The sequence below is a fragment of the Mycobacterium sp. Dal123C01 genome, from assembly GCF_052566995.1.
On the sequence record NZ_CP199580.1, the window covers coordinates 295,503 to 315,596 of the forward strand.

The following is a 20,094-nucleotide window of genomic DNA, read 5'->3' on the forward strand; positions in this document are numbered from 1 at the left end:
AGTTCGTGAGGTTCTCGATCGCTATCCCGCAATTCGACTACCACGATTTCGACACGGCTGGGCTGCGCTCATACGTGTTGCGCGCCGAAGAACTCGGGTTTGAGGGCATCTGGACGCTCGAGCAGACCATCGGCCGGGCGCCACTGCTGGCACCGTTGGAGCTGCTGTCATGGTGCGCCGCGCACACGGAGCGATTGCGGCTCGGGGTGGCGGTGCTGGTGACGTCGCAGCACGAGCCGCTTCAGTTGGCCTCGGCCGTGACGACGGTGGACCGGATCAGCCACGGCCGGCTGGACGTCGGTGTCGCACCTGGCCGTGGCGGCCCCACGCTCGCCGCCTTCGGCGTCGACAAGGAGACCTTCATCTCGTATTTCACCGAGGGACTCACCCTGATGAAGGCGGCCTGGTCCGACGATCCCACGGTGAACTTCCACGGCCGGTTCCGCGACGTCGACAACCTGCCCTTCCAGCCCAAGCCGGTGCAGCGCCCACACCCGCCGATCTGGTTCGGCGGGATGGCCCCCAAGGCCTTAGCCCGGGCCGTTCGCCACGGCGACGCCTTCATGGGCGCCGGCGCGTCGAGCACCGAAGCCTACGCCGGAGCCGTCCCGATCGTTCGCCGCGAACTCGACGAACAGCAGAAGGACCCGGCGCACTTCCCGATCGGGAAACGGGTCTACCTGATGATCGACGACGATGCGGCCCGCGCTCGTGAACGGGTGCTCGACGGGCTGCACCGCCTCTACGGCGACATGCCCGGGGTTGACACGTTTCCGGTGTCGGGCACACCCGGCGACGTCGTGCGCGGGCTTCGTGAAGTGATCGATGCCGGCGCCCAGACCATCCTGCTCAATCCCCTCGGTCTCGACATACCCGAAAACCGCGAGCAGATGGAACGCCTTGCCGCAGAAGTGATTCCGCAGCTGCGCTAACTACAGCTCGGTGACCGAGCCGCTCGCGGCGGCGATCTTCTCGCGGGCGCTGCCGCTGAACTTGTGCGCGGACACGTCGACCTTGACGGTCAACTCGCCGTCGCCGAGGACCTTCACCAACGAGTTCTTACGGACCGCGCCCTTGGCGACCAGCTCATCGACACCGATGGCACCGCCCTCGGGGAACAGCCGGTTGATGTCACCGACGTTGACGATCTCGTATTCGGTGCGGAACCGGTTCTTGAATCCCTTGAGCTTGGGCAGCCGCATGTGGATCGGCATCTGACCACCCTCAAAGGTCGCCGGCACGTTCTTGCGCGCCTTGGTGCCTTTGGTACCGCGGCCGGCGGTCTTACCCTTGGAGCCATCACCCCGACCGACTCGGGTGCGAGCCTTCTTCGACCCGGGCGCGGGCTTCAGGTCATGCAATTTGATCGTCACTGGGTCTTCCCTCCGGTTTCGGCCGGCTCCACCGTGACGAGGTGACTCACCACCGCGATCAGCCCGCGAGTCTGGGGGTTGTCGTCGCGGACCACCGAATGGCGAATCCGTCGCAGGCCCAGGGTGCGCAGGCTCTCACGCTGCTTCCAGCGTGCCCCAATCGTGCCGCGCACCTGGGTGATCTTCAGCTGGCTCATTGCTGTGCCGTTCCCTCACGCGCGGCACTGGCGGCCAGCGCATCACTTTCCCGCCGCGCCTTCAGCATCGCGGGCGGGGCGACGTCCTCGATCGGCAGTCCGCGCCGTGCGGCCACCTCTTCGGGACGCTGCAGCAGCTTGAGCGCGGCAACGGTGGCGTGCACCACGTTGATCGCGTTGTCGCTGCCCAACGACTTGGCCAGGATGTCGTGCACCCCAGCGCATTCCAGCACCGCGCGCACCGCGCCACCGGCGATCACACCGGTACCCGGGCTGGCGGGGCGCAACAGCACCACACCGGCGGCTTTCTCACCCTGAACCGGGTGAGTGATGGTGCCGCCGATCAACGGGACCCGGAAGAAGCCCTTGCGCGCCTCTTCCACACCCTTGGCGATCGCGGCCGGAACTTCCTTGGCCTTGCCGTAGCCGACACCGACCATGCCGGCACCGTCGCCCACGATGACCAAGGCGGTGAAGCTGAATCGCCGACCACCCTTGACCACCTTGGAAACACGGTTGATCGCTACGACCCGTTCCAGGTAGTTGCTCTTCTCGCCGTCGCGGTCGCGGCCACGGCCGCCTTCGCGCCGACCCCGGCCGTCACGGGAGTCGCGAGAATCGCGGCCGTCACGGCTGTTCGGGGCGCTTTGCCCCCCAGCGGACTGCTCCGCCATTATGCGGTCCTTCCAGTTGTCATCAGAAACTCAATCCGTTCTCGCGGGCGGCGTCGGCCAGTGCCGCGATCCGTCCGCCGTAGCTGTATCCGCCACGGTCGAACACCACGCTGTCGATGCCGGCGGCCTTGGCGCGCTCGGCGATCAATTGACCGACGCGCACGCTGCGGGTTTTCTTGTCCCCGTCCACGCCGCGCACATCGGCCTCGATGGACGAGGCGGCAGCCACTGTGGTGCCGTTCTCGTCGTTGACCAGTTGCACGTGAATGTGTCGCGCCGACCGGTTCACCACCAGCCTCGGGCGCAGCGGGGTGCCCGAGACCTTCTTGCGCAGCCGGGCGTGCCTACGCAGCCGAGAGACCCGGCGACTTGCGGATACGCTCTGCCCCACCGGCTTCCGCTCGACGGCAGCTTGTTTTTGCGCCATGACTACTTACCTGTCTTTCCGACCTTGCGGCGGACCTGCTCGCCTTCGTAACGCACGCCCTTGCCCTTGTACGGGTCGGGGCGACGCAGCCGGCGGATGTTCGCCGAAATCTGGCCGACCTTTTGCTTGTCGATCCCGGTGACCGTGAACTTGGTCGGTGACTGGACGGCGAAGGTGATGCCGTCCGGAGCCTCGACCACCACGGGATGGCTGTATCCGAGCGCGAACTCGAGATTGGAGCCCTTGAGCTGTACCCGGTAGCCGACGCCGAAGATCTCCAGGTTGGTCGTGTAGCCCTGCGTGACGCCGGTGACCAGGTTGGACACCAGCGTGCGCGACAGCCCGTGCAGCGAACGGTTCAGCCGCTCGTCGTCCGGACGGTTGACCACGATCTCACCGTCGTCGTTGCGTGCCACCCTGATGGGCTCGGCGACGATCAGATCGAGGGTGCCCTTGGGACCCTTCACCGAGACGTTTTGGCCGTCGATCGTTACGTCGACTCCCGCGGGAATCGGAATCGGCTTCTTACCAATGCGCGACATGTCTACCCCCTCACCACACGAACGCGAGGACTTCGCCGCCCACGCCCTGTCTGGCGGCTTGACGGTCAGTGAGCAGGCCCGAGGAGGTCGAGATGATCGCCACCCCCAGGCCGCCGAGCACCCGCGGCAGGCCGGTGGATTTCGCGTACACCCGCAAACCGGGCTTGGAAACCCGCTTCAGGCCCGCGATGCTGCGCTCCCGGCTTGGCCCGTACTTGAGCTGGACCACCAGCGCCTTGCCGACCCGAGCATCTTCGGTCCGGAAGTCAGTGATGTAACCCTCGCTCTTGAGGATCTGGGCAATGTTCGCCTTGATCTTCGAATGGGGCAAAGTCACCTCGTCGTGATACGCCGAATTGGCGTTGCGCAGACGCGTCAAGAAGTCTGCGATCGGGTCCGTCATTGTCATGACAGGTCTGTTACCTTCCTCGCGGCGGTTCCCCGGTCAGGGCCTGCCGCGCACCTTTTCGTGGTAGGGATCATGTCGTGGCGGCCTGTTACCAGCTGCTCTTCTGCACGCCGGGCAACTCGCCCGCATGCGCCATCTCGCGCAGGCAGATCCTGCACAGTCCGAATTTGCGGAACACCGCGCGCGGGCGGCCGCACCTGTTGCAGCGGGTGTAGCCGCGCACCGCGAACTTGGGTTTGCGGTTGGCCTTGTTAACCAGTGCCTTCTTAGCCATCTACTCAGTTCTCCTTGAACGGAAAGCCGAGGGCCCGCAACAGCGCTCGTCCTTCGTCGTCGTTTGTCGCCGAGGTGACAACGTTGATGTCCATGCCGCGGACCCGGTCGATCTTGTCCACGTCGATCTCATGGAACACCGACTGCTCGGCCAGTCCGAACGTGTAGTTGCCGACACCGTCGAACTGCTTGGGCGAAAGCCCGCGGAAGTCGCGAATACGTGGCAGTGCGATCGAGGTGAGCCGGTCGAGGAACTCCCACATCCGGTCGCCCCGCAAAGTCACCCGGGCGCCGATCGGCATGCCCTCGCGCAGCTTGAACTGCGCGATGGACTTGCGAGCCTTGCGGATTTCCGGCCGCTGCCCGGTGATCAGCCCCAAGTCGTTGACCGCTCCGTTGATCAACTTGGCATCCCGGGCCGCGTCGCCGACGCCCATGTTGACGACGACCTTGGTCACGGTCGGGATCTGCATGACGTTGCCGTAGCCGAATTCTTTGTGCAACGCATCGCGAATCTCGTTGCGGTAGCGCTCTTTCAGGCGCGGCTGCACCTTCTCTGCAGTAGTCATCAGATGTCCTTGCCGTTGCGCTTAGAGATACGGACGCGCTTTCCGGTCTCGTCGTCGACCCGGTAGCCGATGCGGGTCGGCGTACCGTCCGAGTCGACCACCATCACGTTGGAGATGTGGATCGGCGCTTCCTGGGTGACAATTCCGCCCGACCGAGCTCCGCGCTGGTTGGTCGAAATCGCGGTGTGCTTCTTGATCCGGTTGACGCCCTCGACCAGCACCCGATTCCGGTCCGGGTAAGACTGCAGCACTTTGCCTTTGGCGCCCTTGTCCTTCCCCGAGATGACCAGGACGGTGTCGCCCTTGTGGACCTTCATCTACAAAACCTCCGGAGCCAGCGAGATGATCTTCATGAATCGCTTCTCGCGCAGTTCACGCCCGACCGGCCCGAAGATGCGGGTTCCGCGCGGGTCGTTGTCGGGCTTGATGATTACCGCGGCGTTCTCGTCGAACTTGATGTAGCTGCCGTCGGGACGCCGGCGCTCCTTGACGGTGCGCACCACGACGGCCTTGACGATCTCGCCACGCTTGACGTTGCCACCGGGGATAGCCTCCTTGACGGTGGCGACGATGACATCACCGATGCCGGCGTAGCGTCGCGACGAACCGCCGAGCACCCGGATGCACAAGATCTCCCTGGCGCCCGTGTTGTCGGCGACCTTCAGCCGCGATTCCTGCTGAATCACTCGATCTCCTGACTGAGTTCACGTGTGCACGGCAGGAGAACACCTCGGCGAGCCTCCAAAAAGCAAGGCCCACCACAAACCTGACGTGCGCGGTCTTTGCTACCGAAGGGCACGCAGGGCCTGTGACGCTTGCACGCACCGGCCGAGGTCTGCCCAAGGCAACCCCTAGAGTCTAGGTGAAGACCTGCTCAGCGCCAAATTTCGGGCGGAGCACACCTCGGCCGGCTCGCGGTGCACCCACAGCCCGCCGAATCTAGCAACGGACGTGTTTGCCGGCAGCTCAAAATACACGCCCTCTATATGCGTTGAACTGCGGCGATACGGACTGCCCCGCGGGTCAGTCCCCTTGCCGGACCCAGGAGAAAATGTACAGGCTCATCGCCAGCACCAAGGCGATCAGCACCCACTGCACGATGGCCTGGTCGATCCAGGAGCCCGGCGGCGGCGACCCGGGCAGGATGTTGCGCAGCGGGACGATCGCGAACAGCATCGCGGCGTACCACGTTCCGAACGGCGGCACGAACTTTCTCTTGCCCATCGCCATCGGAATGGCCACCAACAGCGCCAGGGTCGGCAGGGTGATGAGCACGACGCAGATGAACATGTCGAAGACCAGCGGCCCCTTGGCCCGCTTGATCGTGATGACCAACTGCGCGTCATCGAGACCGCGTGAGTTCACGCCGCTGGTTTCGTCGACGCGATTGACGTCGACGTCCCAGCCATCCAGCCCCCCGGTGACTTCGACGCGGGCGGGTATTTTTTTGCGGCTATCGCCGGCGCCGATCAACGTGTCGGCCGAGATTTTCTCGGTTTTGTACGTGTCGAACGGCCAGTTGGCGGGATCGCCGTGGGCCTCGATAGTGGTTTCAAGTTGCGCCGGCGCTTTTCCTGCCGGGAATTGCAGATCCCCGAGGTCGCTGGTCGGGTACAGGCGCACCGCGACGTCGGTGTTCAACACGTCGAATCGCTTGTCGTACAAAGAATCTGGAGGATAGACGAGCACGTCCACTTTAAGACGGTTGGCGGTGGTTTTCAGATCGTCGAGGCGCAACTGCACGATGGTGTCGTTGCCGCCGCCCTGGCTCAGGTCCAACGGTGGGAGTGGCCCCTCCGATCGCTGCAGATAGTGCACCCCAAACAGTGAGAAGGCGTAGGTGCCGATAACAACCGCCAGAATGAACACGCCGAGTGAGATGCGCGGTCGGTGCCTGCTGAGAAAGCCGAAGCCGCCCCGGGCGCCGGATTCCCCCGGCTGGTCCGGCGGTGGGGGCGCCGGAGTCGGTGTCGGCGGAGTTTCGGTGCTCATTGGTCCCGGCCAGCAACTCGCCGACGGAATCCAGCTTTCGGGGGCGACACGGGCAGATGGTAGCGAACATCCGTGCCGGCCGCGCAGCGAAACCCCATGTCCCGGGGGCTTTTGTCACCTGCCCGCAAGCCGGCGTTAACGCACGGCGGCGGACCCGCGATCGGCCACGCAGCGAAACCCAATGTGGGTGGTGGCGGTGTCCTGCGATTGCGGTGACCGCGCCGCCGGACGGTAGCGATGGCAGTACTCGGGCGCGCACAGATGCGAACCGCCCTTCAACGCCTGGCTGACGGCCGGGTCGGCAGGACCCGACGGTGTGCAACAGGCTTTCGGCGGCTGATCGATCCGATGGTGCGCGGAAAACTCGGTGGCGGTCCACTCCCAGACGTTGCCGATCATGTCGCACAGCCCGAACCCGTTGGGCGGAAACTTTCCCACCGGCGAGGTTCCGATCCAGCCGAGCGCACCGTCGTTGCGGTACGGGAACCTGCCCTGCCAGGTGTTGGCCATGAGTTGCCCGTCGGGACTCGGCTCGTCACCCCAGGAATAGGTTGTCGTGCTGCCGCCGCGGGCGGCGTACTCCCACTCGGCCTCCGTCGGCAGCCGCCGCCCGGCCCATCGCGCATAGGCTGCGGCATCCGGATACGCCACCTGCACGACCGGATGATCGGCCCGGTCCGCGAGATCGCTGTCCGGCCCGAAAGGATGACGCCACGTCGCGCCCGGCACCCAGTCCCACCACTGCCGCCAGTCACGCAGGTCGACGGGGCCCGGCGTCGGACGGAAAACCATCGCGCCCGCGCGTAGCTCATTGGGATCCGCCCCCGGGTACAGCGCCGGGTCGATCGGTTGCTCGGCAACGGTGACATAGCCTGTGGCCGCGACGAATTCGGCAAATTGCGCGGTAGTCACCGGGTGCCGTTCCACCGCGAACGAGCTCACGGTCACGGTGTGGATCGGAGCCTCTTCGGGGTAGAAGCTCGTCGACCCCATCCGGAAGGTCCCGCCGGGTAGATCGACCAGCTCGGTGAGCACCACTTCAGGGTAGGCGGCGCCCAACCGGGTTAAGCCCCGCGCGTTAGTCCGTTCGCCGGTACCAGGTGACCATGTAGATGACCATGGCGCCGACCAGCGCTATCAGCACCCAGATCACCAGAGCCTGGTCGATCCAGGCGCCCGGTGGCGGCGCTCCGGGCAGGAAGTTGCGGATGGGGATGACCGCGAAGAGCAGCGCGGCGAACCATCCGCCGAATGGAGGCACGAACTTCCGCTTACCGAGCAGCATCGGAATGACGACCGCCAACGCCATGGCGGCCAGCGCGAAGAGGACCAGACAGATCCCCAGATCGAAGATCAGCGGGGCCTTGGACCTGTGCAGGGTGATGATCACGTTGTCGCCGCCACCCGCCTCTTGACCGCCTTCGCCGACTCGTTGAACGCTGACGTCCCAGCCTTCCAATTTTCCGGCCACCTCGACCCGGGCGGGTTTGTACTTGCGGTCGTCGCCGGACCCGACGAGCACCTCGGCCGAAAGAGTGTCCGTCTGGTAGGAGTCGAACGGCCAGATCTCGGGGTCGCCGTGCGCGTCGACGGTGGTGGCGACCTGCGCCGGCGACTTCCCCGCCGGATAGACCAGGTCTCCCAAGTCATTCGGCGGATCCATGCGTACCGCGGTGTCCTGTTTCAAGACGTCCAGGCGCGGATCCCACATGGCCTCCTGCGGGTACACGAGCACCTTCACCGCGAGGCGGTTGGCGACGGTCTTGATCTCCTCGATGCGCACCAGAACGACGGTGTCCTCGGCGGCGTTGAGATCCGGGGCCTTCACCGGCGCCGCCGATCTGCCCAGCAGATGGAAGCCGAACAGCGACAGGCCGTAGACGACGATGAATGCGACCAGAACGCCCAGACCGAGCAACGAGCGGCGTTTCCCCTTGGGCGGTGGGGCCGCGTGTGTTGGCGGGGCTTGGGTCGTCATCGGTGACCACCGTCGATCGGACGCGGACGCACATTCGCTGGGGCATTCCAGCTAACCGAAGACCACATGAGGCCAAATGCTAGTCAATTCCCGCCGATTTCGGGCGGACATGCCACTTTCGCAAATTGTCGTACGCGTGCCGCCACTCACGGTCCGCACTCCAATCTTCAATTCACCCGATGTTTGTTTGCGCGTCGCTTCGATAGCTGTAAATGTCGACGTGTGTCGACATCGGGGTGGACGTGCGCCCCGCCGCCGGGCGCCGTCTTGGTCGTCCAGGCGATGCGTAACAGCCTGCCGACATCTATGCTGCCGGAGACTGAGTGCACACCTGCCAGCCCCTGATCCGGTTCACGCGGTTACCCCAGTTCACCGCCGCCATCAAGCAACGCCGCATCGCTAGACTCCGGCCGCCGCCCAAGGCCGTCTTACCGTCCGTCGTTCCCGAGGAGGCAATCAACGTGAAGCGCAACCGACCTGCTGTCGCCGTCAACTTGCTGGCCGCGGCCGCACTGGTGGTCTCGGGATGCGGCAAGCCCCACACGGCCCTGGCGTACGCCAACGGATCCAGGGTGGATTGCGGCGGCAAACAAGACATCGCCGCCAGCGGATCGACCGCGCAAGCAAATGCGATGAAGCAATTCGTCGATGCGTACTCGAAGGCCTGCAAGGGACAAACTCTCTCCTACACCGCAAACGCTTCGGGCGCGGGGGTCTCCGACTTCCTCGCGGGGCGGACCGATTTCGCCGGGTCCGACCTACCCCTTACCGGTGACCAGTACGCGGCCGCCAAACAGCGCTGCGGCGGCGCCGATGCCTGGAACTTGCCCGTGGTATTCGGCCCGATCGGTATCACCTACAACCTCAACGCCATTGACTCATTGGTGCTTGACGCGCAAACGCTGGCCCGGATTTTCAACGGCAGCATCACGCGCTGGGATGATCCGGCCATCACCGCGCTGAACGCCTCGATGCCGCCGGAGAACATTCACGTCGTCTACCGCGCCGAGCCCTCCGGCACCACCGCACACTTCCAGGCCTACCTGCAGGCCGCGGCGGGTGGGGCCTGGGATAAGGGCACCGGCAAGGTATTCAACGGTGGCGTCGGCACCGGCGCCCACGGCAACATCGGCACCTCGGCGGAGGTGAAGAACACCGAGGGAGCGATCTCCTACAACGAATTGTCGTTCGCCATGCAGGAAGGACTGTTCGCCGCCCAGATCAAAACCCCGGCGAGCCGGAAATCGTTGCGTCCGGTGCGCATCGGCGCCGACACGGTCGGCAAGACCATCACGAATGTCAAGATCGTCGGCAAAGGCAACGACCTCGTGCTGGATACCACGTCCTTCTACAACCCCACCCAGCCCGATGTCTACCCGATCGTCATGGTCACCTACGAGATCGTCTGCTCGAAATACCCCAACGCGGACGTGGGCCAGGCGGTCAAGGCGTTCCTGCAGGCGGCCGTCGGTCCGGGCCAGGTCGATCTCGACAAGAACGGCTACATCCCACTACCGTCCGACTTCCAATCACGAGTCTTCACCGCGGTCGACGCGATCACCTCTGCACCGATAGGGAATGCGGGCTAAGGCTTTTCGAGTATCAGGTCTACTTCCGCGTCTTTCGATCTCGTTGCCGCCACCAGGCGGAGACGAATATCGACATCGCGGCGACCAGGCCTATCAACACCCATAGCACGACGGCTTGGTCGATCCAGGAACCGTACGGTGGGCTACCCGGCAGGATGCTGCGCAGCGGGACGATGGCGAACAGCATCGCGCCGTACCAGGTGATGAACGGCGGTATGAACGAGGTCCTTCCCAGAGCCATCGGGATGGCCACCCACAGCGCCAGAATCGGCAGCGTGATGAGTACCAGGCACACGCCGACATCGAAGATCAGCGGGCCCTTGGCCCGGTGCAACGTGATGATCACATTGTCCAGGACATTGGGGTCGGCGTCGTCAGGGTCGTGCACGCGGGTGACGCTGGCGTCCCAGCCATCCAGCTTTCCGGTCACTTCCACACGGGCGGGGGCTTTTTCGCGGTTCTGGCCGGTTCCGGTGAACACGTCGGCCGCGATGACCTCCGTTTTGTACGTGTCGAAGGGCCAGTTACCGGGATCGCCGTGCGCCTCGATGGTGGTGGTGACTTGCCCCGGCGCTTTTCCTACCGGGTACTGCAGGTCGCCGAGGTCGTTGTCGGGATACAGCCGGACGGCCGCGTCGGTGGTCAGCACACCGAAGTTCTTGTCGTACAGCGAATCTTTCGGGTAGACAAGCACATTCACCGTCAGACGATTCGCCACGGTTTTCAGGTCGCTCAGGTTCACCTGCACGACGCTGTCCTCGGCCTCGACCTTGCTGAAATCCACCGCCGGAAGCGGCGGCGCCGATTTGGCCAATAGGTGCACCGCAATCAGGGACAGGACGTAGACACTCACCAAGGCCACGAGAATCGCGAAGGCGATCGCGATTTGCCGTCCGCGCGACTCAGGCTTCGACGGCGGCAACGGCGGAGCTTCAGCAGTCATGAGACATCACCACCACGAGTTGGACGAGTAGTTTGAGGCCTTCCCGGCAGGCACGGCCAGATGCTAGCAGTCGCGCGGGGCTGTTCAGGGGATAACGACCGCGAATTGCTGCATCACCGTGGTTTTCGCCGTGCCGAACCCGGGCGCACTCGCGGGTGCCTCCAGATGGATGGCCACCAAAAATGCCTTGGTGTTCGTCCAGATGTGGGTGATGCGGTCGGCGAACACGACCCCATCTGCGGTGCCGCTGAGCAACTGGCTGCTGTAGCCGCAGAACTGCGCCGCCTCAACGGTGTCCCGGACGCCGGGCTTGGCGGTGCGCATTTCGGCGCCGTAGCGCAGGAACGCCCCGCCGGGATCGAGGTCGGTCGGGGTGATGGTCACCCGCACCGATAGGCCGTCGGGCCCGGTCGAGGCCAATGCCACATCCCCGGAGCCGGGGGCCGAGCTCCAGCCCTCGGGCAGCGGCACCGTGAGCTTGGGGGCCACCGGATTCGACACCGAAGCCGTGGTCATCCGGCCGTTGCCGGTGGACGGCGGCAAGCACGCCAGGGCGTTCGGCGGAATCTGGTCGGGCAGTGTGGCCTCGACGCCGGGCACCGGTTCCGCCGGGTCGGATCGGCGTGGTGCACCAGACGTCGTCGGCGCCGGCGTCTTCGTCGGCGACGACGTTGCGCTGGCCCGAATAGCGGTGCCGTCCGTGGTTTTTCCGCATCCCACGACGACGCATGCCAGCACAAAGATCACGCCCGCCGCGGCAAGCGGGACGCGCCTAGCTCGTCGTGACCGTTCAGTCGCGCGAAAACGCAAGCGCAAGTTCAGTTTCCACGTCATGGTAGGGCCGGCCGGACAAGTCGATGGTGACCGCAGCGATGGTGCCGCCGGTGAAGGTGAACGGCGCTTTGTAACGGCTGGATACTCCGGAACCGCCGTTGCGGCCAACGGTGATGCCGGCCCCCGCCAAACCGAACGTCCCCGGGTGGCTGGTCACGTCGGCGAGCGTGCCGACCACCTCGTCGTCGATGAACAGGGTGACGTCACCCAGTGGCGTATGGCTGTTCGGCACCGTTCCCGTCCTCGCGTAGCTGGCGCCGAGCAGGTGTCTGCCCAACGGCACCGCACCCGAGGAGGAAACCAGCTGCTGGCGCTCGCCCAGGAAGTTGTAGACGTAGTGCAGGCGTCCGTCCTGGATGAAGAGCACATGCCCGCCGTGCGCGCCGCCCTGCTTGAACAGCACCCCCTCGGCGCCGGTGGTGTCCACGGTCACGTCGGCCAGCACGCCGAAGGAGCGGCCGCGGATTTCGGCGGCGGCGCCGATTCCGACTTCCGCGCAGTCCGGGTAGTAGATGTAGCTGGTCCGCTCGCCGGACAGGTAGGGCCGGAAGCGGGTCAACGTTTCCATCATGTTGAGATCGGCCAGCGGCAGGCCGTTGTATTTGGCGGCCTCCGAAAACCACAGCGCCTTAAGCTCTTCCAGCTTGTCGGGTTGCTCGGCGGCCAGGTCGTGGCACTGGCTGCGGTCTGCCTCGATGTGAAACAGCTCCCAGCGGTCGGTGTCGAAATGCGACCAGCCCGCTGGCGAGGCCGCGTGCACGGTGTTGGCGAACCAGCCCTCGTGCCAGATGCCGCGGGTGCCCAGCATGGTGTAGAACTGCGTCTGCTTTCCGGTGTCGGCGGCTGAATCCGCAAGGGCGGCCTTGAAACTCATGCCTTCCAGCGGCTTCTGCGCAATGCCTTTGACCGTGTCCGGCGGCGTCACATTCAGCAGATCGTAGACCGTCGGAGTGATGTCGGAAACGTTGACGTAGTTGTCGCGAACCTCGCCGTGCGCCGCAATTCCGTTGGGCCACGAGATGATTGCCGAGTCGGCGATACCCCCCTCGTGCGAGGCGTAGCGCTTGTAGAGCTTGTAGGGCGTGTTGAAGGCCATCGCCCACCCGATCGGGTAATGGTTGTAGGTCTCCGGTCCGCCGAGGTGGTCGAAGACCTTCATGCTCTCTTCGACGGTGTCGATGTAGCCGTTGAAGAACTTGCCCTCGTTCACCGATCCGTTCGGACCGCCCTCACCGCTGGCGCCGTTGTCGGAGATCACCACGATGATGGTGTTGTCCAGCTGCCCGGACTCCTCGAGATAGTCCAGGACGCGGCCGATCTGGGCGTCGGTGTAGCTCAGGAAGCCGGCGAACACCTCGGCCATCCGGGAGAACAGCTTCTTCTCTTCGTCGTTGAGCGAGTCCCAGGGCCGCACCGTGTCCTGCAACGGCCACGGCTCGCCGTTGGGCCCCTTGACATCCAGATACGGATTGACCGGGGACAGTTCGGTGTCGGGCGGCACGATCCCCATCGACTTCTGCTTTTCCAGCACGACCTCGCGATAGCGTTCGTAGCCCATGTCGAACCGGCCGGCGTATTTGTCGGCCCACTCTTTGAAGACGTGATGCGGTGCGTGTCCGGCGCCGGGGCACACATAGCTGAACCAGGGCTTGTCGGGCGCAATCACCTTGGCATCGCGAATGAATTCGATCGTCTTGTCAGCGATGTCCTTGGACAGGTGATAGCCGTCCTCGGGGGTGCCGGGCGGGTTCACCGGGTGGTTGTCGTAGACCAGGTCGGGATACCACTGGTCGGTCTCGCCGCCCATGAATCCGTAGAACCGCTCGAAACCACGTGAGGTGGGCCAGTGCCGCTTCGTCGAGGCCATGCTGCACTCCTCGAGCGGCGTGAGGTGCCACTTGCCGACACAGTAAGTGTTGTAACCACGTTCGGCGAGCACCTCGGAGACCAGCGCGGTGTCATTCGGGATCCGGCCGTTGCAGTTCGGGAAACCGTCGGTGAATTCTTCAATCGTGGCCATGCCCACCGTGGTGGCGTTGCGGCCGGTCAGCAGCGACGCTCGGGTCGGTGAGCACAGCGCGGTGGTGTGAAACTGCGACAACCGGATGCCGCGCTCGGCAATCCGGGTCATGGCAGGCATCTCGACCAAGCCGCCGAAGCAGTCCCAGGTCGCGATGCCGGTGTCATCCCAGACCAGATAGAGGACGTTCGGCGAGTTCTCCGGCGCGGTCGGTGCGGCGTACGGACCCCAGTCCGGCTCCGAGTCGCGAATGTCCAGCTCGATCTTGCCTTGAAACGCTCGGGAGTCAGGAGACATGGGCCGAGCGTAACGGTGCCCTCAGCTCGGCACAGCGAAACGCCCGAGACCTCAAGGTCTCGGGCGTTTCGGTGTCGCTTGGGGCTACTTGGCCTTTACTTCGCCTTCTCCAAGATCTCGACGAGGCGCCAGCGCTTAGTCGCCGACATCGGCCGCGTCTCCATCAGCGCGACGCGGTCGCCGACACCGGCGGTGCTGTTCTCGTCGTGCGCCTTGACCTTCTTGGTGGTCCGGATGATCTTGCCGTACAACGCGTGACGCATACGGTCTTCGAGCTCGACCACGATGGTCTTCTCCATCTTGTCGCTCACCACATAACCGATGCGGGTCTTGCGCTGGCCACGCGTCTTCGGATTGGCCGGTGTGTTCTTGGGGCCCTTGTCTTTCGACCCGCCATCCTTCGCAGCGGCCTTCTTGGGCGCGGCCTTAGCTTCTGCCATCACGATTCCTTACCGTCGGGTCCGGACGCCAGGCCCAGCTCTCGTTCACGCAGCACGGTGTACACACGTGCGATTTCATGACGCACCGTGCGCAGCCGGCGGTTGTTGGTCAGCTGTCCGGTCGCCGTCTGGAAACGGAGGTTGAACAGCTCCTCCTTGGATTCGCGCAGGCGTTCGGTCAGCTCCTCTTCGGTGAGCTCACGCAGTTCGCCTGGCGAAATGCCCACTGCCATCAGAACTGATCCTCTCGGGTGATGATGCGTGCCTTGATCGGCAATTTGTGGATTGCCCGGGTCAGCGCCTCGCGAGCGGTCTGCTCGTTGGGGTAGCTGAGCTCGAACAGCACCCGGCCCGGCTTGACGTTGACCACCCACCACTCCGGGGACCCTTTACCCGAACCCATCCGGGTTTCGGCGGGCTTCTTGGTCAGCGGACGGTCCGGGAACACGTTGATCCACACCTTGCCGCCACGCTTGATGTGCCGGTTGATCGCGATACGCGCTGACTCGATCTGCCGGTTGGTGACATAGGCGTGCTCGAGGGCCTGGATTCCGTAGTCGCCGAAGTTCACCTCTGTGCCACCACTGGCAATGCCGCGCTGGCGTGGATGGTGCTGCTTGCGGTGCTTAACCCTGCGGGGAATCAACATGATTCAGCTCTCCGTGCTCTCCGTGCTCTGCGGTTCGGGAGCAGGCGCACTCTCGGCCGCGGCGGACTCTTCGGCGCCCGCGGCCCGTCCAGCCTCAGTGCTGGTGGCCGTGGTACCCGACGCGCCGCTGCGGCGCGGGCGGGTGCCCGACGGCCGTTCGCGGCGCGGACGATCGGCGCCTGCCGGCGCGGCAGCGGCCAATTCGCGCTTGCCGCCGACGATGTCGCCCTTGTAAATCCACACCTTCACACCGATCCGGCCGAAGGTGGTCTTGGCCTCGTACAGGCCGTAGTCGATGTCGGCGCGCAGGGTGTGCAGCGGAACGCGGCCCTCGCGGTAGAACTCCGAACGGCTCATCTCGGCGCCACCGAGGCGACCGGAGCACTGCACCCGGATGCCCTTCACGTTGGGTTGGCGCATTGCAGACTGGATGGACTTGCGCATCGCCCGGCGGAACGCCACGCGGTTGCTCAACTGCTCGGCAACCCCCTGGGCCACCAATTGCGCCACCGATTCCGGGTTTTTGACCTCGAGGATGTTGAGCTGGACCTGCTTCTTGGTCAGCTTCTCCAGATCGGACCGGATGCGGTCGGCCTCGGTGCCGCGGCGCCCGATGACGATCCCGGGACGAGCGGTGTGGATGTCGACCCGGACCCGATCGCGGGTGCGCTCGATCTCCACATCGGCGATCCCGGCACGCTCCAGACCGGTGGACAGCAGCCGACGGATCGCGACGTCTTCTTTGACGTAGTCGGCGTACTGCTTGTCCGCGTACCAGCGCGACTTCCAGTCGGTCGTAATGCCCAGCCGGAAGCCATGCGGATTAATCTTTTGGCCCACTAGTCTGAGCCTCCCTTCGCATCAGAAGTCTCAGACGTTGGCTTGGAAGCTTGAGCAGTTTCTGCTTTTGCCTCAGCGGATTTCGCCGCAGCCTTCTTGGCAGGCGCCTTCTTCGCAGGCGCCTTGGTGGCCTTTGGACCAGAACTAGCCTTCTTTGCCGGTGCCTTCGCGGCGGCCTTGCTGGCCTCCGCACGACGAGCCCTCGTCGACTTGGCCGACCGCTCGTCGGAGACCGGACGACTTTCCAACACAACGGTGATGTGGCTGGTGCGCCGGCGGATCCGGAACGCACGGCCCTGGGCACGCGGACGGATGCGCTTGGCGGTCGGGCCGCCGTCGGCGTAGACCGTGGCGACTACCAGAGTCGCCGGGTCCAATCCGCTGTTGTTCTGCGCGTTGGCCGCCGCACTGGCGATCACCTTGGCGACCGGCTCACTGGCGGCCTGCGGCGTCCACCGCAAGATGTCGAGCGCGTCGGTCACCGACTTGCCCCGTACCAGGTCGATTACCCGGCGCGCCTTGGTCGGCGAAACCCGCACGAACCGTGCTACGGCCGTCGCCGACGGAAACTCAGTAGTGGTGGTGCTCATCGCCGTTTGGCCTTTCGGTCGTCCTTGATGTGCCCCTTGAAGGTGCGCGTCGGCGCGAACTCACCAAGCTTGTGGCCCACCATCGACTCGGTGACGAACACGGGGACGTGCTTGCGCCCGTCGTGCACCGCGAAGGTGTGGCCGATGAAGTCCGGAATGATCGTCGAACGACGCGACCAGGTCTTGATGACCTGCTTGCTGTTCTTCTCGTTCTGTACGTCGACCTTCTTCAGCAGATGGTCGTCGACGAACGGTCCCTTTTTCAGGCTACGTGGCATGTGTTACTCCTCGACTTCCTAGCGACCGTGCTTCTTGCCGGTGCGCCGGCGTCGGACGATGAGCTTGTTACTGGCCTTATTCGGGTGGCGGGTGCGGCCTTCCGGCTTACCCCACGGGCTGACCGGGTGGCGACCACCAGAGGTCTTGCCCTCACCACCACCGTGCGGGTGGTCCACCGGGTTCATCACGACACCACGGACGGTCGGACGCTTGCCCTTCCAGCGCATCCGGCCGGCCTTGCCCCAGTTGATGTTTGCCTGTTCGGCGTTACCCACCTCGCCGACGGTTGCGCGGCAGCGCACGTCGACGCGGCGAATCTCACCGCTGGGCATACGCAGCGACGCGTAGGTGCCCTCTTTACCGAGCAGCTGGATGCTCGATCCGGCCGAACGCGCCAGCTTGGCGCCGCCGCCCGGCCGCAGCTCCACGGCGTGGACCAAAGTACCGGCCGGGATGTTGCGCAGCGGCAGGTTGTTGCCCGGCTTGATGTCGGCGTTGGCACCAGACTCCACCACATCACCCTGCGAGAGACCCTGCGGCGCAACGATGTAGCGCTTCTCGCCATCCAGGAAGTGCAGCAACGCGATGTTGGCGGTCCGGTTGGGGTCGTACTCGATGTGCGCGACCTTGGCATTGACGCCGTCTTTGTCGTTGCGCCGGAAGTCGATCACCCGGTACGCACGCTTGTGACCACCACCCTTGTGACGAGTGGTGATGCGGCCGTGCGCATTGCGTCCGCCACGACCGTGCAGCGGGCGCACCAACGACTTCTCCGGCTCCGAACGAGTGACCTCGCCGAAGTCGGATACGCTCGAGCCGCGACGACCGGGGGTCGTCGGCTTGTATTTGCGAATTGCCATGTCTAATCAAGTCTCTCTTCTCGCGCCCGGCTAGGCCGGCGCTCCGAACAGGTCAATCGGCTTGCTGCCCGGGGCCAGGGTGACAATCGCACGCTTGGTGCCCTTGCGCTTGCCGAACCCCGTCCGGGTGCGCTTGCGCTTGCCCTGCCGGTTCAAGGTGTTCACCGAGACGACCTTGACGGAGAAGATCTTCTCAATCGCGATCTTGATCTGCGTCTTGTTCGAATCGGGGCGCACCACGAAGGTGTACACGTTGTCGTCGAGCAGTGCGTACGACTTCTCCGAGATCACTGGGGCCAGGATGATGTCGCGAGGGTCAGTGACGGTCGCCATCAGGCCGAAACCTCCACATCGTTGTTTTCAGCGGTTCCCGTTGCCGCGGCGATGTAGGCATTGAGCGCCTCAACGCTGAACACCACGTCGTCGGAGCGCAGCACGTCATAGGTGTTGAGCTGGTCGGGCGCCAAGATGTGCACGCCGGGCAGGTTGCGCACGCTCTTCACACCGGCCTCGTCGCTGCGGCCGATGACGACCAGCACCTGCTTGCGGTCGGTCAGCGTGCTCAGAAATGCCTTGGCGCTCTTGGTGGAAGGGGTCTGACCCGTCAACAGCTCGGTGATCGCGTGGATGCGACCGTTGCGTGCCCGGTCGGACAACGCCCCGCGCAATGCCGCGGCGATCATCTTCTTGGGGGTGCGCTGGCTGTAGTCGCGCGGCTTGGGACCGTGCACAACACCACCACCGGCGAACTGCGGGGCCCGTGTCGAACCCTGACGGGCGCGTCCAGTCCCCTTCTGCCGGTAGGGCTTGCGGCCACCACCGCTGACCTCACCACGAGTCTTCGTCGAGTGCGTACCCTGGCGGGCCGCCGCGCGCTGCGCGGTGACCACCTGGTGCATCAGGGCGATATTGGCCGGGGCATCGAACAACTCGGCGGGCAGCTCGATGGAGCCGTCGACCTTGCCGTCCGGTGTCTTGACGTCAATCTTTACCGCTGCCATTACTTCTCACCTCGTTTGATCGCAGTGCGGACCACGACGAGTCCACCGGTGCGGCCGGGGACCGCGCCCTTGATCAACAGCACGCCGTTCTCGGCATCGACCTTGTGCACCACCAGGTTCTGCACGGTCACCCGGTCGCTACCCATCCGGCCGGACATCCGCGTGCCCTTGAAGACGCGCGAGGGAGTGGCACAGCCGCCGATGGAACCCGGACGGCGGTGCACTGCCTGGGCGCCGTGGCTGGCGCCTTGGCCCTTGAAGCCGTGCCGCTTCATGGTGCCGGCGAAGCCCTTGCCCTTGGAGGTACCGGTCACATCGACATAGGCGCCGTCGGCGAAGATCTCCGCCGTCAGCTCCTGGCCGACCTCGTATTCGGCGGCCGCTTCCGGGTTGTCCAGCCGAAACTCCGCCAGGTGCCGACGGGGGTTAACGCCCGCGGCTGCGTACTGGCCGGTGACCGGCTTGCTGACTTTCCGCGGGCTGATCTCGCCATAGGCCAACTGCACGGCGCTGTAGCCGTCGAGTTCCGGGGTGCGGATGCGCGTCACCACGTTGGGCCCCGCCTTCACGACGGTCACCGGGACAACTTTGTTGTTCTCGTCGAACACCTGCGTCATGCCCAGCTTGGTACCCAGAATGCCTTTTCTTGCCATGAGTTCTGGATCTCCTACTGGATGTTGACGTCGACACTGGCCGGAAGATCGATGCGCATTAGCGCGTCAACGGTCTTCGGCGTCGGATCGAGAATGTCGATCAACCGCTTGTGTGTCCGCATTTCGAAGTGCTCTCGCGAGTCCTTGTACTTATGCGGCGAACGGATGACGCAATAGATGTTCTTCTCGGTCGGCAGCGGCACCGGCCCTACGACGCTGGCACCTGTGCGGACGACGGTCTCGACGATCTTGCGCGCCGAGGCGTCAATAGCCTCATGGTCGTAGGCCTTAAGCCTGATGCGGATCTTCTGTCCCGCCACGCTTCTCCTACCCTCGCTCCTCTTGAGGCCCGTATCCGGGCCTGGTGCCCCCGGCGCGCTTTCGACGCGGCCCGTCTGAGGCCGATCGAGCGTCGCGCCGGTTAATGCGCCGCTGTTTACCTGTCGTGGTCCACCGGTCCCCGCGCTCGGGCGTGTCACCCGCACGCAGCCTCATCCGCGGCCAAAATTCGTAGCCGATAAGGATGGGACCGGACGCGCCCGTTTGGGCGCTGGTCGCATGCCCGTCCAGGCGCAAACCTGGCGCAAGGCAACCCGAACAGTATGCCTTAGATCATCGCTTCGGCCAAATCCCGGCCTAAATCTCGCTACCAGGACAGATAGGCG

At 64.8% G+C, this 20,094-nt stretch carries 29 protein-coding genes; 2 read left to right on the top strand and 27 right to left on the bottom strand.

The genetic code is table 11. The features are described 5' to 3' along the window. Positions 1-5: 5 nt before the first annotated feature. Positions 6-932 (top strand): LLM class flavin-dependent oxidoreductase, encoded by a 927-nt coding sequence (locus ACTXG5_RS01365; RefSeq protein WP_445161996.1) that lies wholly within the window; start codon positions 6-8, stop codon positions 930-932. On the opposite strand, the gene rplO is transcribed toward ACTXG5_RS01365, so the two are convergent. From rplO to ACTXG5_RS01430, 13 genes are all read right to left on the bottom strand, one after another. Continuing rightward, on the bottom strand, positions 933-1,373 hold the full coding sequence (gene rplO, locus ACTXG5_RS01370; RefSeq protein ID WP_445161997.1) for a 50S ribosomal protein L15: 441 nt from the start codon (positions 1,371-1,373) through the stop codon (positions 933-935). Then, positions 1,370-1,570 (bottom strand): 50S ribosomal protein L30, encoded by a 201-nt coding sequence (rpmD, locus tag ACTXG5_RS01375; protein ID WP_445161998.1) that lies wholly within the window; start codon positions 1,568-1,570, stop codon positions 1,370-1,372. The genes rplO and rpmD overlap by 4 nt, the downstream gene beginning before the upstream one ends. Continuing rightward, positions 1,567-2,244 (bottom strand): 30S ribosomal protein S5, encoded by a 678-nt coding sequence (gene rpsE, locus ACTXG5_RS01380; RefSeq protein WP_445161999.1) that lies wholly within the window; start codon positions 2,242-2,244, stop codon positions 1,567-1,569. Before rpsE ends, rpmD begins: the two co-directional genes overlap by 4 nt. Before the next feature lie 22 nt (positions 2,245-2,266). Further along, the gene (gene rplR / locus ACTXG5_RS01385; RefSeq protein ID WP_445164225.1) at positions 2,267-2,635 is read right to left on the bottom strand and encodes a 50S ribosomal protein L18; all 369 of its coding nucleotides are present in this window, start codon (positions 2,633-2,635) and stop codon (positions 2,267-2,269) included. Between the two features lie 38 nt (positions 2,636-2,673). Beyond that, positions 2,674-3,213, bottom strand: a complete 540-nt coding sequence (gene rplF / locus ACTXG5_RS01390) for a 50S ribosomal protein L6 (RefSeq protein WP_445162000.1) — start codon at positions 3,211-3,213, stop codon at positions 2,674-2,676. A gap of 10 nt (positions 3,214-3,223) precedes the next feature. After that, positions 3,224-3,622: a 30S ribosomal protein S8 gene (gene rpsH, locus ACTXG5_RS01395; RefSeq protein ID WP_445162001.1), complete on the bottom strand. Its 399-nt coding sequence runs from the start codon at positions 3,620-3,622 to the stop codon at positions 3,224-3,226. Between the two features lie 88 nt (positions 3,623-3,710). Then, positions 3,711-3,896, bottom strand: coding sequence for a type Z 30S ribosomal protein S14 (locus ACTXG5_RS01400; RefSeq protein WP_445162002.1), 186 nt, complete (start codon positions 3,894-3,896; stop codon positions 3,711-3,713). 4 nt (positions 3,897-3,900) lie between these two features. Then, positions 3,901-4,464 (bottom strand): 50S ribosomal protein L5, encoded by a 564-nt coding sequence (gene rplE, locus ACTXG5_RS01405; protein WP_445162003.1) that lies wholly within the window; start codon positions 4,462-4,464, stop codon positions 3,901-3,903. Further along, positions 4,464-4,781, bottom strand: coding sequence for a 50S ribosomal protein L24 (gene rplX, locus ACTXG5_RS01410; RefSeq protein ID WP_445162004.1), 318 nt, complete (start codon positions 4,779-4,781; stop codon positions 4,464-4,466). Before rplX ends, rplE begins: the two co-directional genes overlap by 1 nt. Beyond that, positions 4,782-5,150 (bottom strand): 50S ribosomal protein L14, encoded by a 369-nt coding sequence (rplN, locus tag ACTXG5_RS01415; RefSeq protein WP_066962997.1) that lies wholly within the window; start codon positions 5,148-5,150, stop codon positions 4,782-4,784. Positions 5,151-5,487: 337 nt separating this feature from the next. Further along, entirely contained in the window at positions 5,488-6,456 is a 969-nt protein-coding gene (locus ACTXG5_RS01420; RefSeq protein WP_445162005.1) for a DUF4436 domain-containing protein, read from the bottom strand. Positions 6,457-6,591: 135 nt separating this feature from the next. Continuing rightward, on the bottom strand, positions 6,592-7,491 hold the full coding sequence (locus ACTXG5_RS01425; protein ID WP_445162006.1) for a formylglycine-generating enzyme family protein: 900 nt from the start codon (positions 7,489-7,491) through the stop codon (positions 6,592-6,594). A gap of 43 nt (positions 7,492-7,534) precedes the next feature. Then, entirely contained in the window at positions 7,535-8,434 is a 900-nt protein-coding gene (locus ACTXG5_RS01430) for a DUF4436 domain-containing protein (RefSeq protein WP_445162007.1), read from the bottom strand. 461 nt (positions 8,435-8,895) lie between these two features. Here ACTXG5_RS01430 and pstS point away from each other — a divergent pair, with 461 nt between their 5' ends. Continuing rightward, positions 8,896-10,023 (top strand): phosphate ABC transporter substrate-binding protein PstS, encoded by a 1,128-nt coding sequence (gene pstS, locus ACTXG5_RS01435; RefSeq protein WP_445162008.1) that lies wholly within the window; start codon positions 8,896-8,898, stop codon positions 10,021-10,023. 19 nt (positions 10,024-10,042) lie between these two features. Here pstS and ACTXG5_RS01440 read toward each other — a convergent pair whose 3' ends face one another. The 14 genes from ACTXG5_RS01440 to rpsJ all read right to left on the bottom strand — a co-directional run bounded on the left by ACTXG5_RS01440 (position 10,043) and on the right by rpsJ (position 19,749). Next, positions 10,043-10,966, bottom strand: coding sequence for a DUF4436 domain-containing protein (locus ACTXG5_RS01440; RefSeq protein WP_445162009.1), 924 nt, complete (start codon positions 10,964-10,966; stop codon positions 10,043-10,045). An 84-nt stretch (positions 10,967-11,050) separates the two neighbouring features. Then, a complete protein-coding gene (locus ACTXG5_RS01445) occupies positions 11,051-11,713 on the bottom strand; it encodes a hypothetical protein (RefSeq protein WP_445162010.1) in 663 nt (220 codons plus the stop codon). Between the two features lie 43 nt (positions 11,714-11,756). Then, a complete protein-coding gene (locus ACTXG5_RS01450) occupies positions 11,757-14,117 on the bottom strand; it encodes an arylsulfatase (RefSeq protein WP_445162011.1) in 2,361 nt (786 codons plus the stop codon). 95 nt (positions 14,118-14,212) lie between these two features. Next, on the bottom strand, positions 14,213-14,557 hold the full coding sequence (rpsQ, locus tag ACTXG5_RS01455) for a 30S ribosomal protein S17 (protein WP_445162012.1): 345 nt from the start codon (positions 14,555-14,557) through the stop codon (positions 14,213-14,215). Further along, positions 14,557-14,790 (bottom strand): 50S ribosomal protein L29, encoded by a 234-nt coding sequence (gene rpmC / locus ACTXG5_RS01460; RefSeq protein WP_445162013.1) that lies wholly within the window; start codon positions 14,788-14,790, stop codon positions 14,557-14,559. Before rpmC ends, rpsQ begins: the two co-directional genes overlap by 1 nt. After that, entirely contained in the window at positions 14,790-15,206 is a 417-nt protein-coding gene (gene rplP, locus ACTXG5_RS01465) for a 50S ribosomal protein L16 (protein ID WP_077077568.1), read from the bottom strand. The genes rpmC and rplP overlap by 1 nt, the downstream gene beginning before the upstream one ends. A gap of 3 nt (positions 15,207-15,209) precedes the next feature. Then, a complete protein-coding gene (gene rpsC, locus ACTXG5_RS01470) occupies positions 15,210-16,046 on the bottom strand; it encodes a 30S ribosomal protein S3 (RefSeq protein ID WP_445162014.1) in 837 nt (278 codons plus the stop codon). Continuing rightward, positions 16,046-16,636, bottom strand: a complete 591-nt coding sequence (rplV, locus tag ACTXG5_RS01475; RefSeq protein WP_445162015.1) for a 50S ribosomal protein L22 — start codon at positions 16,634-16,636, stop codon at positions 16,046-16,048. The genes rpsC and rplV overlap by 1 nt, the downstream gene beginning before the upstream one ends. Continuing rightward, the gene (gene rpsS / locus ACTXG5_RS01480; protein ID WP_019514048.1) at positions 16,633-16,914 is read right to left on the bottom strand and encodes a 30S ribosomal protein S19; all 282 of its coding nucleotides are present in this window, start codon (positions 16,912-16,914) and stop codon (positions 16,633-16,635) included. Before rpsS ends, rplV begins: the two co-directional genes overlap by 4 nt. Before the next feature lie 18 nt (positions 16,915-16,932). Beyond that, positions 16,933-17,775, bottom strand: coding sequence for a 50S ribosomal protein L2 (rplB, locus tag ACTXG5_RS01485; RefSeq protein WP_445162016.1), 843 nt, complete (start codon positions 17,773-17,775; stop codon positions 16,933-16,935). Positions 17,776-17,805: 30 nt separating this feature from the next. After that, on the bottom strand, positions 17,806-18,108 hold the full coding sequence (rplW, locus tag ACTXG5_RS01490; protein WP_445162017.1) for a 50S ribosomal protein L23: 303 nt from the start codon (positions 18,106-18,108) through the stop codon (positions 17,806-17,808). After that, entirely contained in the window at positions 18,108-18,776 is a 669-nt protein-coding gene (rplD, locus tag ACTXG5_RS01495; protein ID WP_445162018.1) for a 50S ribosomal protein L4, read from the bottom strand. The genes rplW and rplD overlap by 1 nt, the downstream gene beginning before the upstream one ends. Next, positions 18,776-19,429 carry a 50S ribosomal protein L3 gene (gene rplC / locus ACTXG5_RS01500; protein WP_445162019.1) on the bottom strand — a complete coding sequence of 218 codons (654 nt, stop codon included), beginning with the start codon at positions 19,427-19,429 and terminating at the stop codon, positions 18,776-18,778. Before rplC ends, rplD begins: the two co-directional genes overlap by 1 nt. A 14-nt stretch (positions 19,430-19,443) precedes the next feature. Further along, positions 19,444-19,749, bottom strand: coding sequence for a 30S ribosomal protein S10 (rpsJ, locus tag ACTXG5_RS01505; protein ID WP_085179197.1), 306 nt, complete (start codon positions 19,747-19,749; stop codon positions 19,444-19,446). Between the last annotated feature and the right edge of the window lie 345 nt (positions 19,750-20,094).

What these genes read in the sequence shown, in the direction of transcription:
- rpsS (WP_019514048.1), bottom strand. Translation starts at nt 16,914, where the DNA reads ATGCCACGTAGCCTGAAAAAGGGACCGTTCGTCGACGACCATCTGCTG.
- ACTXG5_RS01450 (WP_445162011.1), bottom strand. Translation starts at nt 14,117, where the DNA reads ATGTCTCCTGACTCCCGAGCGTTTCAAGGCAAGATCGAGCTGGACATT.
- rplD (WP_445162018.1), bottom strand. Translation starts at nt 18,776, where the DNA reads ATGGCAGCGGTAAAGATTGACGTCAAGACACCGGACGGCAAGGTCGAC.
- rplC (WP_445162019.1), bottom strand. Translation starts at nt 19,429, where the DNA reads ATGGCAAGAAAAGGCATTCTGGGTACCAAGCTGGGCATGACGCAGGTG.
- rpmD (WP_445161998.1), bottom strand. Translation starts at nt 1,570, where the DNA reads ATGAGCCAGCTGAAGATCACCCAGGTGCGCGGCACGATTGGGGCACGC.
- ACTXG5_RS01430 (WP_445162007.1), bottom strand. Translation starts at nt 8,434, where the DNA reads ATGACGACCCAAGCCCCGCCAACACACGCGGCCCCACCGCCCAAGGGG.
- ACTXG5_RS01420 (WP_445162005.1), bottom strand. Translation starts at nt 6,456, where the DNA reads ATGAGCACCGAAACTCCGCCGACACCGACTCCGGCGCCCCCACCGCCG.
- rplV (WP_445162015.1), bottom strand. Translation starts at nt 16,636, where the DNA reads ATGAGCACCACCACTACTGAGTTTCCGTCGGCGACGGCCGTAGCACGG.
- rplX (WP_445162004.1), bottom strand. Translation starts at nt 4,781, where the DNA reads ATGAAGGTCCACAAGGGCGACACCGTCCTGGTCATCTCGGGGAAGGAC.
- rplB (WP_445162016.1), bottom strand. Translation starts at nt 17,775, where the DNA reads ATGGCAATTCGCAAATACAAGCCGACGACCCCCGGTCGTCGCGGCTCG.
- rpsH (WP_445162001.1), bottom strand. Translation starts at nt 3,622, where the DNA reads ATGACAATGACGGACCCGATCGCAGACTTCTTGACGCGTCTGCGCAAC.
- rpsE (WP_445161999.1), bottom strand. Translation starts at nt 2,244, where the DNA reads ATGGCGGAGCAGTCCGCTGGGGGGCAAAGCGCCCCGAACAGCCGTGAC.
- rplE (WP_445162003.1), bottom strand. Translation starts at nt 4,464, where the DNA reads ATGACTACTGCAGAGAAGGTGCAGCCGCGCCTGAAAGAGCGCTACCGC.
- rplP (WP_077077568.1), bottom strand. Translation starts at nt 15,206, where the DNA reads ATGTTGATTCCCCGCAGGGTTAAGCACCGCAAGCAGCACCATCCACGC.
- ACTXG5_RS01400 (WP_445162002.1), bottom strand. Translation starts at nt 3,896, where the DNA reads ATGGCTAAGAAGGCACTGGTTAACAAGGCCAACCGCAAACCCAAGTTC.
- rpmC (WP_445162013.1), bottom strand. Translation starts at nt 14,790, where the DNA reads ATGGCAGTGGGCATTTCGCCAGGCGAACTGCGTGAGCTCACCGAAGAG.
- rplF (WP_445162000.1), bottom strand. Translation starts at nt 3,213, where the DNA reads ATGTCGCGCATTGGTAAGAAGCCGATTCCGATTCCCGCGGGAGTCGAC.
- ACTXG5_RS01440 (WP_445162009.1), bottom strand. Translation starts at nt 10,966, where the DNA reads ATGACTGCTGAAGCTCCGCCGTTGCCGCCGTCGAAGCCTGAGTCGCGC.
- rpsQ (WP_445162012.1), bottom strand. Translation starts at nt 14,557, where the DNA reads ATGGCAGAAGCTAAGGCCGCGCCCAAGAAGGCCGCTGCGAAGGATGGC.
- rplW (WP_445162017.1), bottom strand. Translation starts at nt 18,108, where the DNA reads ATGGCGACCGTCACTGACCCTCGCGACATCATCCTGGCCCCAGTGATC.